Source organism: Brevibacillus centrosporus (genome assembly GCF_003710815.1).
GTDB lineage: Bacteria > Bacillota > Bacilli > Brevibacillales > Brevibacillaceae > Brevibacillus > Brevibacillus centrosporus.
The window spans coordinates 176,190-196,907 of the sequence record NZ_RHHP01000007.1 but is presented as its reverse complement, the minus strand read 5'-3'; the positions used below and the strand labels follow the sequence as shown (position 1 = coordinate 196,907).

At 52.3% G+C, this 20,718-nt stretch carries 22 protein-coding genes; 4 read left to right on the top strand and 18 right to left on the bottom strand.

The features are described 5' to 3' along the window. Window positions 1-154: 154 nt before the first annotated feature. Window positions 155-1,465: a CAP-associated domain-containing protein gene (locus tag EDM55_RS09090; protein ID WP_092271034.1), complete on the top strand. Its 1,311-nt coding sequence runs from the start codon at window positions 155-157 to the stop codon at window positions 1,463-1,465. A gap of 21 nt (window positions 1,466-1,486) precedes the next feature. Here the strand turns inward: EDM55_RS09090 and EDM55_RS09085 are convergent, their stop codons facing one another. The 7 genes from EDM55_RS09085 to EDM55_RS09055 all read right to left on the bottom strand — a co-directional run bounded on the left by EDM55_RS09085 (window position 1,487) and on the right by EDM55_RS09055 (window position 7,158). Further along, complete coding sequence (locus EDM55_RS09085; RefSeq protein WP_092271031.1) at window positions 1,487-1,897, bottom strand: hypothetical protein; 411 nt, start codon at window positions 1,895-1,897, stop codon at window positions 1,487-1,489. Between the two features lie 233 nt (window positions 1,898-2,130). After that, a complete protein-coding gene (locus EDM55_RS09080; protein WP_170184528.1) occupies window positions 2,131-3,621 on the bottom strand; it encodes a WG repeat-containing protein in 1,491 nt (496 codons plus the stop codon). 149 nt (window positions 3,622-3,770) lie between these two features. Continuing rightward, a complete protein-coding gene (tatC, locus tag EDM55_RS09075; RefSeq protein WP_092271024.1) occupies window positions 3,771-4,544 on the bottom strand; it encodes a twin-arginine translocase subunit TatC in 774 nt (257 codons plus the stop codon). Between the two features lie 18 nt (window positions 4,545-4,562). Then, entirely contained in the window at window positions 4,563-4,922 is a 360-nt protein-coding gene (gene tatA, locus EDM55_RS31290; protein WP_122960133.1) for a twin-arginine translocase TatA/TatE family subunit, read from the bottom strand. Between the two features lie 42 nt (window positions 4,923-4,964). Further along, complete coding sequence (locus EDM55_RS09065) at window positions 4,965-5,966, bottom strand: molybdopterin-binding protein (protein ID WP_122960132.1); 1,002 nt, start codon at window positions 5,964-5,966, stop codon at window positions 4,965-4,967. Then, on the bottom strand, window positions 5,960-6,475 hold the full coding sequence (locus EDM55_RS09060) for a MogA/MoaB family molybdenum cofactor biosynthesis protein (RefSeq protein WP_092271014.1): 516 nt from the start codon (window positions 6,473-6,475) through the stop codon (window positions 5,960-5,962). The genes EDM55_RS09065 and EDM55_RS09060 overlap by 7 nt, the downstream gene beginning before the upstream one ends. 98 nt (window positions 6,476-6,573) lie before the next feature. Next, on the bottom strand, window positions 6,574-7,158 hold the full coding sequence (locus tag EDM55_RS09055) for a 5-formyltetrahydrofolate cyclo-ligase (RefSeq protein WP_246071146.1): 585 nt from the start codon (window positions 7,156-7,158) through the stop codon (window positions 6,574-6,576). 99 nt (window positions 7,159-7,257) lie between these two features. Here EDM55_RS09055 and EDM55_RS09050 point away from each other — a divergent pair, with 99 nt between their 5' ends. Further along, entirely contained in the window at window positions 7,258-9,186 is a 1,929-nt protein-coding gene (locus EDM55_RS09050) for an ABC-F family ATP-binding cassette domain-containing protein (RefSeq protein WP_092271011.1), read from the top strand. Between the two features lie 6 nt (window positions 9,187-9,192). Here EDM55_RS09050 and EDM55_RS09045 read toward each other — a convergent pair whose 3' ends face one another. From EDM55_RS09045 to EDM55_RS09015, 7 genes are all read right to left on the bottom strand, one after another. Continuing rightward, the gene (locus EDM55_RS09045; protein ID WP_122960131.1) at window positions 9,193-11,424 is read right to left on the bottom strand and encodes a hypothetical protein; all 2,232 of its coding nucleotides are present in this window, start codon (window positions 11,422-11,424) and stop codon (window positions 9,193-9,195) included. Window positions 11,425-11,663: 239 nt separating this feature from the next. Further along, window positions 11,664-12,746, bottom strand: coding sequence for a tRNA (adenosine(37)-N6)-threonylcarbamoyltransferase complex transferase subunit TsaD (tsaD, locus tag EDM55_RS09040; protein ID WP_092271003.1), 1,083 nt, complete (start codon window positions 12,744-12,746; stop codon window positions 11,664-11,666). Further along, window positions 12,746-13,201 (bottom strand): ribosomal protein S18-alanine N-acetyltransferase, encoded by a 456-nt coding sequence (gene rimI / locus EDM55_RS09035; RefSeq protein WP_092271000.1) that lies wholly within the window; start codon window positions 13,199-13,201, stop codon window positions 12,746-12,748. Before rimI ends, tsaD begins: the two co-directional genes overlap by 1 nt. Before the next feature lie 5 nt (window positions 13,202-13,206). Next, entirely contained in the window at window positions 13,207-13,929 is a 723-nt protein-coding gene (gene tsaB, locus EDM55_RS09030) for a tRNA (adenosine(37)-N6)-threonylcarbamoyltransferase complex dimerization subunit type 1 TsaB (protein ID WP_122960130.1), read from the bottom strand. Further along, on the bottom strand, window positions 13,910-14,380 hold the full coding sequence (gene tsaE, locus EDM55_RS09025; protein ID WP_122925737.1) for a tRNA (adenosine(37)-N6)-threonylcarbamoyltransferase complex ATPase subunit type 1 TsaE: 471 nt from the start codon (window positions 14,378-14,380) through the stop codon (window positions 13,910-13,912). Before tsaE ends, tsaB begins: the two co-directional genes overlap by 20 nt. Window positions 14,381-14,396: 16 nt before the next feature. Then, window positions 14,397-15,416 (bottom strand): thiamine-phosphate kinase, encoded by a 1,020-nt coding sequence (gene thiL, locus EDM55_RS09020; RefSeq protein WP_122960129.1) that lies wholly within the window; start codon window positions 15,414-15,416, stop codon window positions 14,397-14,399. Between the two features lie 93 nt (window positions 15,417-15,509). Then, the gene (locus tag EDM55_RS09015; RefSeq protein WP_122960128.1) at window positions 15,510-15,983 is read right to left on the bottom strand and encodes a SprT family protein; all 474 of its coding nucleotides are present in this window, start codon (window positions 15,981-15,983) and stop codon (window positions 15,510-15,512) included. Between the two features lie 109 nt (window positions 15,984-16,092). On the opposite strand from EDM55_RS09015, the gene EDM55_RS09010 reads away from it, so the two are divergent. Both EDM55_RS09010 and cmpA read left to right on the top strand, forming a co-directional pair. Next, window positions 16,093-16,428, top strand: a complete 336-nt coding sequence (locus EDM55_RS09010) for a hydrolase/acyltransferase (RefSeq protein ID WP_122925734.1) — start codon at window positions 16,093-16,095, stop codon at window positions 16,426-16,428. A 252-nt stretch (window positions 16,429-16,680) separates the two neighbouring features. Beyond that, entirely contained in the window at window positions 16,681-16,803 is a 123-nt protein-coding gene (cmpA, locus tag EDM55_RS09005) for a cortex morphogenetic protein CmpA (protein WP_092270978.1), read from the top strand. A 32-nt stretch (window positions 16,804-16,835) separates the two neighbouring features. Here cmpA and EDM55_RS09000 read toward each other — a convergent pair whose 3' ends face one another. The 4 genes from EDM55_RS09000 to EDM55_RS08985 form a co-directional block, all read right to left on the bottom strand. Further along, the gene (locus EDM55_RS09000) at window positions 16,836-18,998 is read right to left on the bottom strand and encodes a Tex family protein (RefSeq protein WP_092270975.1); all 2,163 of its coding nucleotides are present in this window, start codon (window positions 18,996-18,998) and stop codon (window positions 16,836-16,838) included. Window positions 18,999-19,128: 130 nt separating this feature from the next. Then, window positions 19,129-19,917: an RNA polymerase sigma factor SigB gene (gene sigB / locus EDM55_RS08995; RefSeq protein ID WP_092270972.1), complete on the bottom strand. Its 789-nt coding sequence runs from the start codon at window positions 19,915-19,917 to the stop codon at window positions 19,129-19,131. After that, window positions 19,886-20,380 carry an anti-sigma B factor RsbW gene (gene rsbW / locus EDM55_RS08990; protein WP_122960127.1) on the bottom strand — a complete coding sequence of 165 codons (495 nt, stop codon included), beginning with the start codon at window positions 20,378-20,380 and terminating at the stop codon, window positions 19,886-19,888. Before rsbW ends, sigB begins: the two co-directional genes overlap by 32 nt. Next, window positions 20,380-20,706 (bottom strand): anti-sigma factor antagonist, encoded by a 327-nt coding sequence (locus EDM55_RS08985; RefSeq protein WP_122960126.1) that lies wholly within the window; start codon window positions 20,704-20,706, stop codon window positions 20,380-20,382. The genes rsbW and EDM55_RS08985 overlap by 1 nt, the downstream gene beginning before the upstream one ends. Window positions 20,707-20,718: the final 12 nt, after the last annotated feature.

The following is a 20,718-nucleotide window of genomic DNA, read 5'->3' as shown; positions in this document are numbered from 1 at the left end:
GCAAGTAGTTTCCCTCACTTTTTTCCATCTGTCCCCCAATTCGTTTTCAACTCTCTTAAGATTTCTCCTCTAGCAAAATGTGTTCTACTAAACCATTCCATTCATATAAATCAGATAGAGAATCAGACAAGCTATCAAAGGAGGAAGCAAGCACATGCGAAAATGGCTGCTGATCGGTCTGACAGTCCTCTCTATTGCGGGCATCAGCCGTTTCTTCACATCCGATCACTCGTCCCTCATCCGGGTCAACCTCTATCCTTCCACCTTGTACTGGGATGGACGCGAAGTCATCTCCAGCAAAAAATCAGAGTCAACCCAAGATCTGCCCCCTACATTGGAGTACAAAGGCACCCTTTACGTGCCTTTATCTGTAATCGGCAGTCAGTTGAACAAACCGGTCGGCTGGGATGATTCCTCGTACTCTGCCTGGGTAGGACAACCTCCCGCCGCACTGGCAAAGCAACCATTCGAGACTCCAGCTCCCACTGCCATTCCTGCCGCAAAGCCTGCAAATACGAGCACAGCTGCCACTTCACAGCCCAAGACAACGGCCCCAGTCGAGCAGCCCAATTCCCTCTTTGGTCTTACACTCGGCATGTCTTCCGCAGACGTGACGAAGCGGCTGGGAGCTCCCGCTCGCAAAGAGCCCAGCAGCCTCGGCTACCAATGGTGGATCTACAACAGCGATCCTTCCAAGTATGTACAAGTCGGCATCGGCACAAACGGGAAGGTCGTAGATCTGTACTCTCTCGCCCCGCAGGCAAAGCTGGGAGATATCGGCGTAGGATTTGCCCTGCAAGCTCTGGAGCGCCAGCATCCTTTGCAGAACGTCGTCTCTTTTTCCTATATGGGCGCAAATGTTCAAATCACCAACCAGAAACAGCAGCGACCGCTCGTCATGGAGAATGGAACGGCATCGATCTACTATCTGGACAAGCAAAACAATGATAAGGTGACAGCGTTGCGGTTGATCGATACTCAAATGCTCCTGCGTGGAGGTTTTTATGAAACGAGATGGACGTATCAGGGAAAGGCTCCAGATTTTGATCCACCAGCGCTGAGCGTACAAGAACGAGAGCTGGTCAACCTCGCCTATGAAAGGCAGATTCTCGACCTGGTCAATGTCGCGCGGTCTCGTGCCCAGCTGCCTCCCCTTCAATGGAACGAAAAGGCTGCCGAGGTGGCGAGAGGGCATAGTCGCGATATGGAAAGCAACGACTTTTTTGACCATGTATCCGCTACGACAGGCAGTGACCCGTTTGAACGTTTGAAACAGGCAAGTATCCCGTATCGGATGGCTGGCGAAAATATCGCCGCAGGCTATCCTGACGCCATCGAAGCCCACGAAAGCTGGATGAACAGTCCCGGTCACCGGAAAAACGTGCTGGAAAAGGGCTTCACCCAGCTGGGAGTCGGCGTCATCACCGATTACTATACGCAAACATTCCTGACTCCTGCCCAATAAGAACGAACAGATTGGGGACACTTACGGCAAATGGACCTGCTCCCTCAGCTTTTTGACACTGCCGGAGAACTCAACAACAACTGTCTCATACTGCTTCGTGTGCAAGATCAGCCATGGCGGCCTGCTACCCTGCTTGGGCATGATCACAAACATTTCTGCGATATCGAAATGGATCCCGGCGGAAGGAACAACCAGCTTTTTGGGAGGCGTCAGCGGGATCTTCACGATCAGCACGTGGTCGAGGGATGGATTCAATTCCAGAACACGTCCACTTACACTCTTTAAAAGCTGCTGTGCTTCTGCCTGCAGGGCGTCCGTATTGTCGAAGGTCGCTACTACCTTTTGCTGGTCCGAGTCAAATATCTCGACCTGTTCTGCTGTCGTCGCTACAGCTGGAGAAAAAAACAGCGCCAAACTTAGTATCAGCCACATGAATGTGAGCACCCCCTATCATAACCTTATTAGTGTTACCCACTTCTCTCAAAATAAGATACCTTTCTGGCCGCGTTTCTTTCCCAAGGAAGACACGGACTCGGTTGCAAGATGCCTGACGAGATTCTTTCCTCAATCGAACAAGTATCAACAAAAAACACTGCCTTTGCTGAACAAATCAGCAAGACAGTGTTTTTCGTTCATGACAGTTTGATTCTCTGAGACCTGAAAAACTACGGCTTATAGATGACTTGCCCGTCAAAACGATAATAATCGATACCCTTCTCATCCCGATCATAGCTCGAGATGACCTTATTTTCGGCATCTAGCTGAATGCTATTGTAAATAGGGGGAACGATAATTTTTCCACTGCGTAGATCCACAATCCCTTCCCTTATGCCGTAACGGGTTTCCTGCTTTCCATTCACCCATACGGTCTCAGAAGTCTGATCGATAATCTTGCCCAAATGGTCTACGATTTCACGGCTAACCTCTGTATACGGACCTTCGAACAGGATCCTTCCATTGCTGTCCAGATAGCCCGCTCTCTTGATACCGCTAAATGCGTGGTTGTACGTGCCTGTCGTATAGAACTGATAGTAGCCACTTTCCACATAATCGAGGTATTCGAACTGGGGTTCTACAACATACTCCCCTTTTCGGTTGATCAAGCCGAACAGGAAATACACCGTCCCTTCTTTCCCTACTTTTTCACGAACGATAGCTATATCTCCGACAAATGGGTAGGCATCCAGATACTTTGGAGGCAGCACATCGTTTCCATCCCGATCGATATATCGCCAGTAGTCCTTTTCATGTTCCACATGCTTGACAGGAGCCATCCCCCCGCTAAACGTTCGTGCCATTGAATAAACTGGCTCCAGGACATACTTCCCCTGTTCATTGATATAACCGTATGGCTTGCCTGTGTTACGTACGGGAATCAGTCCGTCGCCCCAGGTTCCTCTCTCAGCACCAGCAAAATCCCACTGCGGAGGAATGATTAGACGTCCAGCAGAATCAGCAAAGCCATATTTCTTTTTGACCCTCACAGCCTGCAGCTTTGGCTTCGCGTCTTTACTGAGGTCACGATTAAAATGATACGGATATTGGTACAACAGATTCCCTGATGTATCGTAATAAAAATACGTTCCCTCTTTGTACGTGACGATCAATTTCTCATACATCCCAAAGCACTGTTGTTTAGCTGGTGCGATCAGGTAGCTTCCGGTTTTATTGATATATCCGCAGGTCCCATTAAACAAAGTGACCTTCCCAACCCCATTGCGAAAAGACTCAGCGCTCATGTACTGCGGGGGAACCACATACTGTCCCTTTGAATTGATATATCCATACTTCCCGGAGTACGGGATATATTCTCCTTTTTGATCCCGTTTGCCTACACTTACCACAGCAAGCCCATCAGTAAAATCATACGCGCTATCCACTTTCTTTGTGAACAGCAGCTTGCCGGACCGATCAATGTAGCCTACCTCGTTTCCCAGCTCCACTCGAGCATATGGCCCAACGAAAGGATAGGCCCGGGTAAACGCAGCAGGGACGGCTATTTTCCCGGAAAGGTTCACATATCCCCATTTATCGTTACCTTTCACATAAGCCGGAAGCAGTACCTGATCAGCCGCCTCTACTGCACCATGCATGCCTACAGTTAGGGACAGGAAAAAAGTTAGGCAGATGAAGGCTGCAAGCAATCTTCGTTTCATAATCCCCTCCGGATGTAGCATTATTTTCCTATTTTATTTTACTTGATCTGACATTAATGAACAAGATTAGTCAGAATCTATCGCTTTCGTTCACGCAAAAAAGACTCCTGTCCAAAAACAGGAGTCTTTCTACTGACATGCATTTTCTTCTAGCGAACGGTACCTTCCGTCTCGTAGCTGTACTCGCTTTCCCACTCTGCCTCTTCCTGCAGCTGCTTGCGATAGACCACTCGCGACAGCCAAATGCTCAACTCATATAGCAGCAGCAGCGGGATGGTGACCAAAATGTCGCTCACAATTTCAGGCGGAGTCAAGGCAATCCCTACGACAGCCAGGCCGAAATAGGCGAAACGGCGCATTTTGGCGAGCCTCATGGGATTCAAGATCCGAATCCGGGTGAGGAACATTACGATGATCGGCAGCTGGAAGAGCACACCGAACGGAATCACCATGTTGAACATAAACCCGAAATACTCGGCAATCCCGTAATTGGGATCCGCCCCGATCGTCGCTGTCATGTTGGTCATGAACTGCATGATCATCGGGAAGACCACGTAGTAGCCAAACAGAATCCCTACGATAAACAAAAAGCACGCCGCCGGGATGAAATAGAGAGAGCCTCTCTTTTCTTTCACGTTCAATCCGGGTGAAACAAAACGCCATAAATGATAGAGCGCCACCGGCAATGCAGCGACAATCCCGATCAGAAAGGCAAACTGCATGTACACACGAAGCGCATCGGACGGGTGCAAGGAAATGATCGGCACGCCATCCGCAATGGGTTCTTGCTTTAAATATTCAATGAGAGGACCAGCCAAAAAGAAGCCGGCAATCAAAGCGACAATAAATACGGCCAACACCCACATAATGCGCTTACGCAGTTCTGTCAGGTGCTCAACCACTGTCATTTCCTGATCCTTCATGGCTACCACCTTGCCCAATTAAGCCTTTTGTTGTTCCTTTTCCATCTGGGAGCGTTCCTGCTCCATCTTTTCGCGAATTTCCTTTTCGATGCGCTCACGCTCTAAACGTTCGCGAATTTCACGCTCGAGCTTTTCGCGATCAAACGCATCTTTCTCCGTGACGACAGCAGCAGCAACAGGTGCCTCTTTGGTCTGCTGCTTGCGCTTTTCCTTTTCCTCTTCTTCATCGTCGTCGCTCGTCAAGCTTTTGGTCGCGTTTTTAAATTCTTTAAGAGTATGACCGACGGCACGTCCCAATTCCGGGAGTTTTTTCGGTCCGAATAATACAAGTGCCAAAATCAAAATCAAAATCAGTCCAGGAATCCCAATTGTACTCATGCTCTTTCACTCCTTTTTCCTGTTCATTTCCAGTCTAACCATCTAGCCTTTAAGTAAACCACCGTAACCCAAGCGTGTCATATCGGAAGCTGCAATTCGCTCGCCTGCCAAAATGCGCGGCAAGAATACATCAAAGGAAGTGACCTTCTCATGCATGACAGCACCAGGCAAACCCAAAATCGGAGTATCCCCTTTGTATGCGACCATCAGCATCGAGCCTGGCAGCATCGGCGTTCCATAGCGTACCACTTCTGCCCCTACACCTGCAATGGCCCCAGGAGTGCGGTCATCTGGATCAACGGACATTCCGCCCGTAACCAGAATCATGTCGACGCCTTGATCCAGAAAAGCTTTAATTTCTTTTTCAATCAACTCTTTATCATCGGGAGCAAAGCGCTGCTCGACGATTTCTGAGCCAAGAGCCTCTACCTTGTTCCGAATGGCAGGTCCAAACTTGTCCGCAATCCGTCCGGAGAAAACCTCTCCACCCGTAGTGACCAAACCGATGCGCTTCTCCTGAAACAGCTTTACCTGAATGATCGGCTCACTGAATTGTTTCGCCAGCTCTTCCAGCTCGATGATCCGCGACTCTTCCATGATCAGCGGGATAATGCGCGTCGCAGCCAGCGTATGTCCTGGATGCACGACCTGATCTCCGTAAATGGTAGAAAATGCGATGCCTTCCAACGCATTGAGCGCGTGGACAGCTTCCTCGTTGATTTTAGCCAGACCTGTACGAGACGCTTTCATGGAAACCTTGCCCTCATACGGCTGCGTCAAGGTAAGACCTTCGCCGGACACGGCTTTCGCGATTCGCAAGCCAGCCTCTTCCTCGTGAATATAGCCCTCTGGCATTTCCAGTACGTAAATATGCTCTTTCCCGATCGAGAGCAAAGGCTCGATGTCCGCTTCCGTAACAACATGACCTTTTTTAAATAGGCGTCCTTTAAACTCCCCTGGCAAAATCTGCGTCATATCGTGAGGGAGCATCATGCCAATGGCTTCGCGCACTGGCACTTCCTTCAAGTTAGGCTTGTCTACCATCCTAAACCGCCCCAATCTTCGTTCGCCTCTCCCGTTCCCTGCAGGATGTTCAAAGCATCAGCCAGCATATCGCCAATGGCATTGAAACAGATTTCCACACCAGTCGGGTTGCCCGGGAGGTTAATAATGAGCGTATTGCCCCGCGTTCCTGCTACGGCTCTCGTAAGCATGGCGCGGCGAGACTGCTGCAAACCGGCACGACGCATTTCTTCTGCCAATCCAGGAACCGGTCTGTCCATGACCCAAGCCGTTACCTCAGGCGTGACATCTCGCGGGCTGAGTCCCGTCCCGCCCGTAACAATCAGTAGATCACATTTTTCCCGATCCACCAGCTCAATCATGTTTTCCTTGAGATCTTCCATATCATCAGAGACAGTTCGATAAACAGCTACATCTACATGCAACCACTCTGTTGTTAATTGACGAATAATTGGGATGCGATCATCCTCACGACTTCCCTTGGCGATGGAATCGCTTGCCGAAATAACGCCTACCTTCCATTTGCCCACAGCTCATTCCTCCGTTTTATCATTCGATTGTATTGTACACTTTTTTGGTCTTGCTGTAGATAGTACCCTCTGAAAAGAAAGCTCCTGACACAAAAGATTCACGATTGGAAGAAGCCACTTTCCGTGACCAGTCCATCCAAACCAATGTCATGTGGCTCCCGCGGCACCTCATCGACGACTTGCATGGAAAACGCTACTCCTACTAAAAAAGGACGCCGCGGCAAAGCTGCGAGAAATCTGTCGTAGAAGCCTCCCCCATACCCCATTCTTCCCCCGCGCAAGTCAAAAGCAACCCCCGGGACGAGCACCGCATCGAGCATGCTCAGCTCCGCTTTTTCTGCACGCGTTGGGTCAGGCTCCCAAATTCCGTATACGCCTTGCTTCAGCATTTCCGGTCCACTATATCGATAAGGTACGAGCCGTTTTTCGGCGGTAAGCGTCAGCGGCAGCCAAACTTCCTGCCCTCTCGCTCTCGCTTGTTCGACAAACGGGAGGATATCCAGCTCCGCTCCAAACGGATGAAACGCCATGATCGCACGTGCATTCTTCAATTCTTCAAGCTGCTCCAAATAGCTGCAGGCCTGGGCCGATAATGCGCTTCGCCGTTTGTCTGGTATGGCCTTGCGCTCCTCCATGATCCGACTTCGCAGCTGCTGCTTGACCGCTTTTAGATCCAGATCCACGTCTACCCCTCTCCCCTCACGCAGGTAACATGCCCCAAGGCTTGTCCCTGACACACTCTCTAGGCTACACTGACATTAGTATATAAAGAGGTGAAACAGATGATTTTGCTGCAAGCTGAACATATAGAAAAAACCTACGGCATCGAGACCATTTTACAGGACATCTCCTTGCAAATACAAACGGGAGAAAGAGTCGGGCTCGTCGGTGTGAACGGTGCCGGAAAGTCGACTTTGATGAAGATTCTCGCTGGTGAGCTGAGCTATGACAGCGGGACGATTCGCATACCAAAAGAGGTTTCACTCGGTTACCTGGCGCAAAATGGCGGGCTGGAATCGGAGCGCACCATCTGGGATGAAATGATGAGCGTCTTTACCCATCTGCAGCAGGAAGAGAAAGAACTGCGCCAGCTCGAAGCGAAAATGGGAGATCCAGCTATCCTTGCAGATGACAAGCGCTACCAACAGATTTTGGAGAACTACTCCCATCGCTCTGAGGCGTTCAAGGAAAAGGGCGGTTACAGCTACGAAGGTTCCATTCGCGGCGTTCTGCACGGCTTGCGTTTTGCAGACATGGATTACCAGACCCCCATTCGCACACTGAGCGGCGGTCAAAAGACACGTCTGGCTCTCGCCAAGCTGCTGCTGCAATCTCCGACGATCCTCCTTTTGGACGAGCCGACCAACTATTTGGATATCGAGACGCTCACGTGGCTGGAGACGTATTTGCAAAACTATCAGGGCGCCATCCTGGTCGTCTCCCATGACCGCTACTTCCTGGATAAACTGGTGACGATCGTCTATGAAATCGAACGGCATCGCGCCACTCGCTACGTCGGCAACTACAGCCGTTTTCTCGATCAAAAGGCAGCCCGTCTGGAGCAGGAACTGAAACGCTTTGAGAAGCAGCAGGAGGAAATCGCCAAGCTGGAGGATTTCATCGCCCGCAACATCGCACGTGCGACGACGACCAAACGCGCGCAGAGCCGACGCAAAACGCTGGAGAAAATAGATCGTTTGGACAAGCCGATCATGCACAACAAGTCGGTCCACTTCTCTTTTGACGTCTCCAAAATGAGTGGAAACATCGTCATGAAGGCCAGCAATGTCGCTATCGGCTACCCGGATGCTGTCCTCTCTCGCGGACTGACGTTTGAAATCGAACGGGAAGAGCGTGTCGCCCTAGTAGGTCCGAACGGGATCGGCAAGTCAACTCTGCTCAAGACCATCGTCGGGCAGCTGAACGCTCTCAAGGGCGATGTGCAGTTCGGCAGCAACGTCACGATCGGCTATTACGATCAGGAGCATCGCAATCTGAATCTCAGCAACACCGTTTTGGGAGAAATCTGGGACGAGTACCCGCAGATGCTGGAAAAGGACGTACGGACGCTGCTCGGCAACTTCCTGTTCAGCGGAGACGATGTGCAAAAACGCGTTTCCGACCTGTCCGGTGGAGAACGCGCCCGTGTGTCCCTCGCCAAGCTGATGCTCAAAGAGGCCAATTTCCTGATCTTCGACGAGCCTACCAACCACTTGGACATCTACAGCAAGGAAGTGCTGGAAAATGCCCTGTACGATTATCCGGGCACCATTTTGTTCGTTTCCCATGACCGCTACTTCCTGAACAAGATAGCCAGCCGCGTCCTGGAGCTGTCACCAGATGGCGTATCGAACTATCTGGGCAACTACGATTACTATGTGGAGAAAAAGCAGGAGCTGGCTGAGCTGGCCGCTGAGCTCGCCGCGCAGCCAACCAAAAAGCAAGGCGTCCTCGTCCAGCCTGAAAAGACCTCCTACGAGCTGGATAAAGAAGCAAAACGACGCGAGCGTCAGCGCATGCGTCGTCTGGAGGAAATCGAGGCAACGATTCAAAAACGGGAAGCCGATATCGTCAAATGGGAGGAAGAGCTCTGTCTCCCGGAAATTTACAGCGATCATGTGCTGGCCAAGGAACGCAACGATCAGATCCAGGCCGCACGCGAAGAGCTGGAGCAGCTGTACGATGAATGGAGCTCTCTATCTGAAGAATAGATAGAGCTAGAGGCGCTCCCACTCCGGTCTGGCATGCTCATCCTTTTGCTCCCCTAAAGCTGCATAAAGGGCCGGCACGACGAGAAAGATGATGCAGGTCGCTGCCGTTACGATCCCGGAGTCATTGAGCACTAGCCCTGCCAGGGAACCCGCAATGACTCCGGAAAAGCCTTTGACCAAAAACGGGGTGTCTACAGCGAGATGTCGCAGGAAGCGGTCGTTCCACAGGGCCAGAAGCCCGAGGACGATGAGGGAGACAACGAAAACCTTGCTCCAGATCGAGATGCGAATCAATCTTACATTCATCGCGATCTTGCGCTCCAGCATCCGCCCTACTTCCTCCCACTGACCGGTTACGATCTGCTGCGATACCCGTCCGATATGGGTTAACGGCTGATCCGTGACAAGACTACCGACAATCAATGCAGCGATGCCCACCACTAGGCCCCCTGTCAAAAGCAGGAGGCCTTTTTTTCCGATAGCCCACCCCTGCAAGCGGAACAACGCCACGAAAAACCCAACCAGTCCTGCGAGAAATCCTCCTGCATCTGTCCCAAGACCGGGAGCGACCATATAGTAGAGCACGGTTGCAAAGACAAAAGCAGCGATATAAGGGCGCGCCCCCTCTCTGGCAAGCTGGTAAACGGCTGCCACGAGCATGATGGCACTGCCGATCAAAACTCCCTCGAACTCGTTGCCCAATCCATAAAACCGCGCACCGATAACCGGGTCATATCCCAGATAGGATTGCCGCATCAAGGTAGCTCCGGTCCAGCCGTCGATCAACAGAGAGGCAACCGTTACTCCACAGACGATCATCGTCGTTTGCGCCAAAGAGCGCTGCTCCAGCCCAAATGCCGCCAGGAGCGCGATGACGATCAAAACGCCGAGTACCACTGGTCCAGAAGCCTGCCACGGCAGCAGCCCTTCCAATAGCAGCAGGCAAGGGAAGCAAAGCATCGCCAGAAGTGACAGGCGCACTCCCCGGCGCAAGCGCTCCAAGCCTACTCGGACGTGTCCACGTTTGCCCGCCATCCACAGGATCGCCGCGCATGCCAGCGTGATGATTTGCAGCATGACATACGAGTACAAAACCGCCGGGCGGGTAGCGTACGTATGATGAACCTGCCCGATTTGCTGTCCCAGCTCTGCGTTGTTCGTCTGGTTGTCTACGCGAATGGGGTGACCGGCTACTCCTTTTGGTACGGGAACATCCAGCCACGCTAAAATGGTCGGCAAAATGTCCAAGCCACTAATCAGCCCGGATTGTCTGGTAGTCGCGGAGGTGAGCTGGCCCCCTGCCTTCTTCTCCCACACCAGAATCGGAGGCAGCAGCGCTTTGTCTTTTGCTGCCCTCGCATTTACTGCTGGAGATAGAAGAATGATCTTCTGATTCTCTCTTCTCTCTTCTAACAACGCTCCCAGAAAGGCTCCCAGCCCGGACAGAACCTGCTGATATTGCCGCTGAAACTGGGCAGGCTCCATTTCATCGGCAAGCTGATAGAGCCGGGATAAATCCGAGAGCTGCAGGGTAATGAGACCTGAGCTTTGGTCTTCGCGCACCTTTTTACGCAAATACGCGTAGTTGGTCTGTACACCGTAGGGTGAGCCTGGCCACTCGATCAACGTATTCGCTGACAAATCTCCCACAGGAACTCTGCCCTGCTCATCCATGGCAAACAATACACTGTGCCGCTGGCGCACGTCGTCATAGTCGCCGTTGCCGTAGACAGCTATCGGGATTTGATAGGCTGCCAGCGTCTTGCCAAGCGTCCCAATCTGAGGGGTATACGGCTTGTCTTGATTATCCGCATTCAGCCGGAAAATACCGGGAAACACAATCGCAGAGCGCGCCAGCTTTTGCACTGCATCCAAGCCGCCTAGCTCTTGTGCCCGTTCCCCAGCTGTTTCATGGGCAGAAACAGCCTCCCACGGATGGTAGGCCGTGCCGCTTCGCTCACTGTATAACGCCTGAGCTCCACTGCCCATCAGCAAATAGCCGTTTGGCGTATTCCTCGCTCCAGGGGTGCGGATGGTGAGTGCACCCGAGCTTGCCTGCTTGATCCACTTATCCACATGGGGATATTTCGCAAGCTCGTCCAGATCGGCAAAGGACATCCCTTCGGCAAACAGTACGATCACCTGCGGCATTTCCTTTGCCAATCCTGTATTTCCGATATTTGTACTCCCAAACAAAATCAGGAATGACAACGCGACAAGGATGATGCTCTTCTTCACCAAAGACCTCCTGTTGATAACCGTACCACTCTTATCCACATATTCCACAAAATAATCCACAGGCTGAGGGTGATTTTCCCGGTCATTTTTCGTGTTATCACCATTATTCACAGGAGGGGTGAGGAACAACCTAAAAAGTTATTCATACAATGTGGATAATGTTAAGAATACGTAAAAAAACATCCCTGCTCCTGCCACTCACAAGAGATGGCACTGGAAACGGGGATGTTTTTGAGAAATCAGTGATCAGACAGCGACAAGCCAGGCACTCCATTCAAATCGAGCGCAGCGAACTGCCCTTTTTCATATTTGATGAAGCCAGCAGCGGCGATCATAGCGGCATTGTCAGTGCAAAGCGTAAACGGCGGGATCACCAAAGGAATTCCTTCTGTCTGACAGCGGTTCTGCAGACGCTCCCGCAAACCGCGATTCGCTGCAACACCACCTGCCAAAAGCACCTGCTTGGCACCATGCTCACGTACTGCACGCAACGTTTTCTCTACCAGCACCTCTGTGACGGAATCCTGGAAGCTGGCCGCGAGATTAGCTGGCTCGATTGATTCTCCACGCTGCGCGGCATTGTGCAAGGTGTTGAGTACAGCTGACTTCAAGCCACTGAAGCTGAAATCGTAGGAACCTGGCTCCAGCCAAGAGCGTGGCAGCGGTACATTGGGAACCCCTTCATGCGCGAGACGGTCGATGTGCGGACCACCTGGATACGGCATCTGCAGGGCACGCGCTACCTTGTCATACGCCTCACCAGCTGCGTCGTCACGCGTTTCTCCCAGGATCTCAAAATGGCCATGCTCCTTCATCCAGACAAGCTCGGTATGTCCTCCCGAGACGACGAGCGCAATCAGTGGGAAATTCATTTCCTCCACCAGTCGGTTTGCATAGATATGCCCGGCAATATGGTGGACGCCGATCAGCGGGATTCCTCGAGCCAGCGAAATCGCTTTGGCTGCCGCCACCCCTACCAAAAGCGCACCGACCAGTCCCGGTCCGTACGTCACGGCAATGGCATGGATGTCATCCAAAGTCTTGCCGGCCACCTCCAATGCTTCCTCGATGGTCAACGTGATGTTTTCCACATGGCGGCGGGAAGCCACCTCGGGAACAACTCCGCCGAAGCGCTTGTGAATATCGGCTTGCGAGGCAATTACGTTGGAAAGCACTTCTTTCCCGTCGCGGACGACAGAGGCTGAGGTTTCATCGCAGCTGGTCTCGATCCCAAGTATATAAGTCGGCTCTCCCGACTGTTTGTGTGTCTCATAAGCCTGCTGCACGCGCATTTCGTAGCGCGACGTATATGTTTTGTTCATTACAAAGTCACCCACATAATAATTGCGTCTTCGTTATTGTCCGAATAGTAACGTTTGCGTACGCCGTGCTCTTTGAAGCCGAGCTTAGTGTACATGCTGCGTGCGACCGTATTGGATGGCCGCACTTCCAAAGTCATACTCTTCGCGTGAAACATTCGCGCCACGTTCATCATTTTGATCATCAGGCCAAGCCCGACCTTTTTTCCCCGATACAAGGGGTGTACCGCTACGTTGGTAATATGCGCCTCATCGATGATGATCCACATTCCGCAGTAAGCGATGATCCGGTTTTGATGAACGACTACGACGTAGCGAGCATTGGGATTTTTCGTGAGTTCGTTTACAAAAGCGTCGTGCGGCCAAGGCGTTGAAAACGATAGCCGCTCCAGCTCTGCGACAGCACCCACGTCCTGCATCGTCATAAAACGGTATTCCAGTTCGTTTGGTGGAATCATTGTGATTACTCCTTTGCGGAACCCTCCTGCTTTTGGGCCAGCCATTTTGCCTCTGCTTCCGCCAGTTGAAGGTATTCAGGCACCAGCTCGTGCGGGTTTCCTCCGTCCTGCAGCTGACGCAACGCCAAATACCCGATGTGGGCCGCACGCGGATGGTTGTGAGCAGGTGTGGCAAAGCGTGCTTGCTCTCGCAATCCTTCGGCAATGGCTTGTCGATGCAGGCTAACATCTTCGCCCAGAAATAGAATCGGGTCGCCTTTGGCCTGCTCTCTCAAGAGTGGCAGCCAGTCCTGCAGCAGGATGATTTGTTCTTTCTCCTGCAAAATGACGGATTCCATCCCTTCCGTCCGATAGGCCCCTGAGTAAACCTGGCCTCTGCGCGCATCGAACAGAGGCACGATCAGTCCAGGGAAGCCTACGGCATTCATCGCCACTACCTGCAGGCTCGATACGCCAACAGCTGGCAGGTTCAGGGACCACGCCATGCTTTTGGCTGTCGCGACACCGATCCGCACCCCTGTGTAGGAGCCCGGTCCTTTTGCGACTCCCAGCCCACTAAGCTGCTCAGGCGTCGTTCCCGTCGCATCCATCAGCTCCGCGATACAGTCCATCAGCCGGATCGAATGGTTCTTTTGCTGGTTGGTCGTCATTTCGGCCAATACCCGTTCTTCATCGACTATCGCTACACTCAACACCAGATTGGACGTGTCAATCGCCAGTACGCGCATCAAAATCAAACTCCTCACACAAATTCACGTAACGCCCACCCTGCGGTACCAGCTCAATCAGACGAACGTCCTCTCCTTCGGTACGCAAAAAGACCGTCAACCGGTCTGCCGGGAGCACTTCTTCAATCAGCGATGCCCACTCGACGACGCAGACTCCTTCGCCAAAAAAATAATCGTCCAGCCCGAGCGAGTCCACATCATCGCCTACCCGGTAGACATCCATATGATAAAACGGCAAGCGCCCCTGATACTCTTTTATGATCGTAAACGTCGGACTGTTCACTACCTGCTTCACGCCGAGACCACGTCCCAGTCCTTGAGTGAACGTCGTTTTCCCCGCTCCCAGATCTCCTTCCAGCGCCAAAAAATCGCCAGGCTGCAAGAGAGTAGCGAGGCTCTCGGCGAAGCGGTGCGTTTCCTCGACTCCCGAAAGCGTCCACTTGTACGCCATGCTTGTCATCCCCTTTTTATTCACGCCGCCCAAAATGGTTAAAGCCCGCTTTGGGCAAGGGCATCTGTCTGCCCGCTCTTGTGCACGAAACAGCCGTCCCGTTCCCCCTCGACTCTACTCGGCCAATTATCGCAAACGGAATCCCGGCTGCCGCAAACTGCTCCGCCAGCACATCGATACGACTAGCTTCGGCTGTTCCTACCAGCTGATAATCCTCTCCACCGTAAAAAACCCATGCCAGCGGATCATATCCGATTTGCTCCGCATAGGAGGAGAGCTCCTGTCTAATCGGTATTTGGCTGGCATCGATGGACAGCTCAACGCCACTGGCTTCAGCAATTTCCCAAAGCTCTGAGGCCAGTCCATCGCTGACGTCATTCAAAGCCGCGCACGCCCCTGATGCCAACAAAATTCTTCCTGCGGCGACTTGGGCTGTCGGCCGCTGATGCGCGTCTACCAGCGCTTGATACTGTGACGGAAATGAAGCTCCTGTTTTCTTTTGCTCGAGAAGCAAATGAAGCCCAGCAGCCGAGCTGCCCACATACCCGGTCACAAACACCAGCTGGCCTGCCTTTGCCTGGGAACGGCGAAGAGCTCGCCCCTTTTCCACCTCGCCAAGTACAGTGACAGATAGATGGAGAGCGTCCGGAGCAGATACGGTGTCTCCCCCTATGAGTCGCACTCCATACGATTCACAGGCTTCGTAGATACCATCGTAGATCTGGCTGGTCATTTCCGCCGACCAGCTGGGGGAAACCGCGATACTGACCAAGGCATAACGGGCGACTCCCCCCATCGCAGCGACGTCACTGATGTTGCTGATCACGGCTTTGTAGCCGATGTCGCTCGGATGCATCGTCTCTTTCAGAAAATGAACGGTTTCGACCATCGCATCACAGCAAGCCACGACTTCCATGTCAGGCGCTGGTGTATAAACAGCGGCATCATCCCCGATTCCGACAGTCAAGCCGTCTCCTTCCTGTCCGTCCGAACGTCTCGTCCATTGCCGGATCAGGGAAAATTCATCGTGTGCCACCTCAAACGCTCCTTTACGGCATAGTCAGTCCATTATAACGCTGGTGTCCAAAGCCGTGCAAGGAAACCACCCCCTCCAGGTTCCCTAGCTCCTTCAGGAGGACACCGGTTCCTTCAGCTCACGCAGCTTCAGCTTGCCGCTGCAGCGTCCACAGCGGTAACGAGTTGGATTCATTTTTCGCTTTCGTTTGTAGCTCATACCGCATTCCTTGCAGACAAGCTCATAGCGATAGGGGAGCCTGGTGCGCCCCTCTCCTACCTGCTGACAGTATCGACTGCCTCCTACCTGTTTCAGCAGCACCTGAAAATCACGATCAGCATGGCGATAGCCCCGCTTCGCCAAATGCAGGTGATAGTGACATAGCTCGTGCTTGATGATGGCAACAAGCTCTTCCATCCCATGCTCCTGCAAATGCTTCGGATTCACCTCGATGTCATGGGAGCGCAGCAAATAGCGCCCTCCTGTCGTGCGCAGCCTGCTGTTAAAGCGAGCCACGTGACGAAAGGGTACGGAAAAAAACTCGCTCGATATGTCTTCCACCAGCTTCTGCAATTCCTGATCGGTCATCTCTTCTCCTCCGTTCCTCTCTTTCTTTTCACGATAGCAGTTCCGGTTGAAAAGTGCCAGACAGATAGGCTACACTGTTTGGTAGAAAAGTAGATTGGTGGAGGAGCTTATGCGCTATTTGCTGTTGCAGGAAGGTACCGGACTGCAATTCGTCTCGTTGCCTGAATCGCATATGTACCAGTTGGTCGCCCTGATGAAGCGGCTGCACAAGGAAATTGACAAACTCACGATTGCAGATCGGCCACAGCTGCCCGAGGTCGTCGCAGAATGTGGTGAGCTGGAGCTCTTGAAGAGTGAGCTTGCGATCAAGGACGGCTTGGATTATGTATCTAGCTTGGAGAGACGCTTCGCTTCCTTGCAGGAGAGCGAATATCCAGTGATTTCTCTTTTGACGGAAATTCGTGCTCTGCAGGCACAACTGGAGTACTTGCAGGAAGAAGAATAAACAAACGGTCAGAGAAGCTTTGTTCAGCCGTTTGCGGTCACATTTCGTTTTCCCATAAGGAAACGTCTATCGAGGCCATCTCGTGGAGGAGCGACCGAAGGAATGCCAGAAGCGGACGCTGAGGCACTTCGCCATGCGCTCCAGAATTCATAAGCATTACGCTTATAAATTCTTATACGTAAAAAAATAGGTACCTCCCTCTCGTCCCGTGCATACACTTGCCAGTAGACGATAAATCCAGGAGGTACCTTCATGCCACAATGGATGCGCAGGCAGTTGCAGCGTGCCTTCAGCGGGAAGGATGTACGACAAATTCGTTTGCTGAACAGTTGCTGGTTCTTATATCTCGAAAAACATGGCGGTCGTCCCGAGTAACAGGACGCCGCCTTTTTGTCATCTTTTTGTTATCAGCCCTCTGACGGTGCAATCAGAGTCAGACCTACACGCTGACGTTTTTCATCGATCTCTACGACCCACACATCCACGATATCGCCCACTGCGACCACTTCAAGCGGATGCTTCACGAAGCCTTTTTTCAGCCGCGAGATATGCGCCAGTCCATCATTTTTCAATCCGATATCGATAAATGCCCCGAAGTCGACGACATTTCGTACTGTCCCCTGAAGCTTCATCCCTACACCGAGATCAGTCAGCTTGAGGACATCACTGCGCAAAAGCGGTCTCGGCAGCTCGTCGCGCGGGTCACGTCCCGGACGCAAAAGGCTCTCTACAATGTCCGCCAGTGTAGGCTCACCGATTCCCAGCTGCTCGGCAGTCTGTGCGATGTTCAGCGACTGCAGCTGCTCCTTGCAGCGCTCACTGCCAATATCATGGGGTGCGATGCCGATGATATTCAACAGCTTGTTCGTCGCATCGTACGACTCCGGATGGATCGGGGTCTTGTCCAGCGGATTGCTTCCTTCCATGACCCGCAGAAAGCCAATGCATTGCTCGTACGTTTTGGCCCCGAGGCGCGGCACGTCTTTCAGCTGTGACCGCGTGGAAAACTTTCCGATCTCATCCCGTTTTTTCACGATATTGCCTGCTACCTGCTTGCTGATGCCGGATACGTATTGCAGCAGAGAAGGCGAGGCTGTGTTTACATCCACCCCGACGTGGTTTACCGCGGATTCAACGACAAACTGCAGACTGTCCGCCAACCGTGATTGGGACACATCATGCTGGTATTGTCCGACGCCGACCGATTTCGGATCGATTTTCACCAGCTCCGCCAGCGGATCCTGCAGTCTGCGCGCGATCGACGCGGCACTTCGCTCAGCTACGTCCAAATCTGGAAATTCTTCTTTTGCCAGGGGCGATGCCGAGTAGACGGATGCCCCTGCTTCGTTGACGATGATATACATCACGTCTTTTCCCAGTTCCTTCAGGACATCCGCGATAAACTGCTCGGTCTCGCGTGAGGCGGTACCGTTTCCAATCGCTACTACGGTCACGCTGTAGGTCGTAATCAGCTGTTTCACCTTTGCCGCAGCTTCCGCCACTTTGTTCACTGGGGGAGTCGGATAGACGACAGCTACCTCGAGCAGCTTGCCTGTCTCATCGACAACTGCCAGCTTGCAGCCTGTCCGAAACGCAGGGTCCACGCCCAGCACGACTTTGCCTTTGACAGGGGGCTGCAGCAGCAGATTGCGAAGGTTCTCCGAGAAGATATGTATCGCTTGCTCTTCTGCTGTCTCCGTCAGCTCTGCACGCACTTCCCGCTCAATGGACGGGGCGATCAATCGCTTATAAGCATCCTCTACCGTCATTTCAAGAACAGAGCGAACGACGGTCTCGCGAGGAATCACTCGTCTTTGTATCCATGGCAGAATCTCCGTGACCGGAGCTTCGACCGTCACTTTCAATATGCCTTCACTCTCCCCGCGATTCATGGCCAGCACCCGATGTGGCACGACCTTCTTCAGCGGTTCGCTGTAAGCGTAATACATCTGGTATACATTCTTTTCATCGGCTTCCTCCGCTTTTTGCTCCGACAGCAAAAGTCCTTTTTGCATCGTGCGTTGGCGGATCCATTGCCGGATGTCCGGATCATCCGAGATGTGCTCGGCTACGATATCCATCGCTCCTTGCAGAGCTGCCTCTGCAGAGTCGACACCTTTTTCCGGGTCGATATATTTTGCCGCTTCTGCCTGCGCTTCCCCTGTTTTCGGCAGGCTCAGCAAGTAATTGGCCAAAGGCTCCAGTCCTTTTTCCTTGGCCATCGTAGCTCGTGTACGACGCTTTTGTCGGTACGGTCGGTACAAATCCTCTACTTCTTGCAATTTGGCTGCCTTCTCGATGGCAGCTCTCAGCTCATCTGTCAGCTTTCCCTGCTCCTCGATCAGCCGAATGACTTCTTCTTTTCGTACAGCCAAATTGCGCAAATAACGAACGCGCTCTTCAATGGCTCGAATCTGTGTTTCGTCCAATTGCCCGGTCATCTCTTTGCGGTAACGGGCAATAAACGGGACTGTGTTTCCTTCATCCAGCAAAGCAATGGTTCGCTCTGCTTGATGAGGCTTCACGCCAGTATCCTGGGCGATGGTCTGGATCATTAACGTCAGTTCCATACATGTCCTCCTGCGCTCGTTCTTCGCTGTATATTGTACCATATTTGCTGTTACGAACTGGAAACCTGCCTGCGAAAAAGCTGCTGTCCGTATCAAAAAAAGAGATGCCCGCTGGCACCTCTCCCTCTATTTACATGACCGTTTCATGCTGTTCCAGCTTTAAGGCTTCACGCAATTTAGCCAGGGCTCTGCGCTGCAAGCGAGAAATATGCATTTGGGACATGCCCAGCACATCGCCAGCCTGTTTTTGACTCAGGTTCTCGTAGTAGGTTAATTGAATTATTTCTCTTTCCCGTTTGTCTAAAACATGCAAGGCTCTCTCAAGCATGAGGTTCTGCTCAACCTGCCCAAACCCATCCTCCTGCGATCCGATCAGGTCCAGCAGTGTAATGGTATTGCCGTCACTGTCTGCCTCCAGCTCGCTGTCCATCGAAAGGGAGTGATAGCTCCTGCCCATCTCCAGCGTCTCCAGAACAGCTTCCTCCGAAACGCCGAGGCACTGCGCAATATCGGAGATCTGCGGAGAGCGCTGCAGCTGGATCGTCAGCTCGTCGACGACGCGTTTGATTTTGGGGCTCAGTTCCTTCACTCTTCGCGGAACGTGTACGCTCCAGGTTTTATCGCGAATATATCGTTTAATCTCGCCTACGATGGTAGGGATGGCAAAGCTTTCAAAGGTCCGGTCAAAAGACGGATCGAATCTTCGCAGCGACGCCAAAAGCCCGATCATCCCTACCTGAATCAGATCCTCATGCATGATTTGTCCACGGACGAACTTCTTGGACAGCGTTTCTACCAGCGGCGTGTACGCTCTCACCAACAGCTCCTGCAGCTCTCCATCTCCTGTTTCCCAATACTGATAGGTGAGCTTTTTCAATTCCTCGGGACTATACTTCTTCTTCCGAGATTGTCCGGTCATCGCCAGCCACCCCATCCCGCTGAACATACTTGGTCATGGAGACCGAAACACCGTCACCTGTGCGAATATCCACTTCGTCCATCAGGGCGTGGATCAAATACAGACCCAATCCCCCCTCTTCTACCTCGTCTAAATCTCTACCCGCGTACAGAGGGGCTAATTGATCAGCGCTAGGCTCTCTGTCCAAGCCTTTCCCCTCATCGGTCACGACGATGACGAGTCGATCGGGATAAATGGAAAAGGACAGGGAAATGAGCCCCGGTTCTTCCTCCAAGCGATAGGCGTGCTTCACTGCGTTGCTGCAAGCCTCTCCCACCGCGAGCTTGATATCCTCGATCTCGTCATACGTAAATCCCAAACGATTGGCAACACCCGATACAGTCAAGCGAGCAACTCCCAAGTATTCAGGCAGGCTCGGCAGCTGCAAGGAAATAACATCTGCTTCAGATCTCTTCTGAACCATTACTCGCTCTCTCCTTTACGGATGGAGACTAGATCATACAAGCCAGTAATGCGAAACAGCCTTTCTACCCGGGACGGCAGGTTTTGCACAACAAAGTCGCACCCTACCTGCTTGCATGCTTTCATCACTCCGATGAAAATACCGATTCCCGTGCTGTCCATGTACTCCACTTGTGACAAATCGACAACGACAACAGCTACCCCAGGGGTTTCCACTGAGGTCATAATCGCTTCTTTTGCTTTCGGTCCAGTAAAGGCATCCACGTCGCCGCTAAGGCTTACCAAATGCTCCGTTTCATTTCTGGTGATATTCATGGTTAGGTCCATCCGCATTCCCTC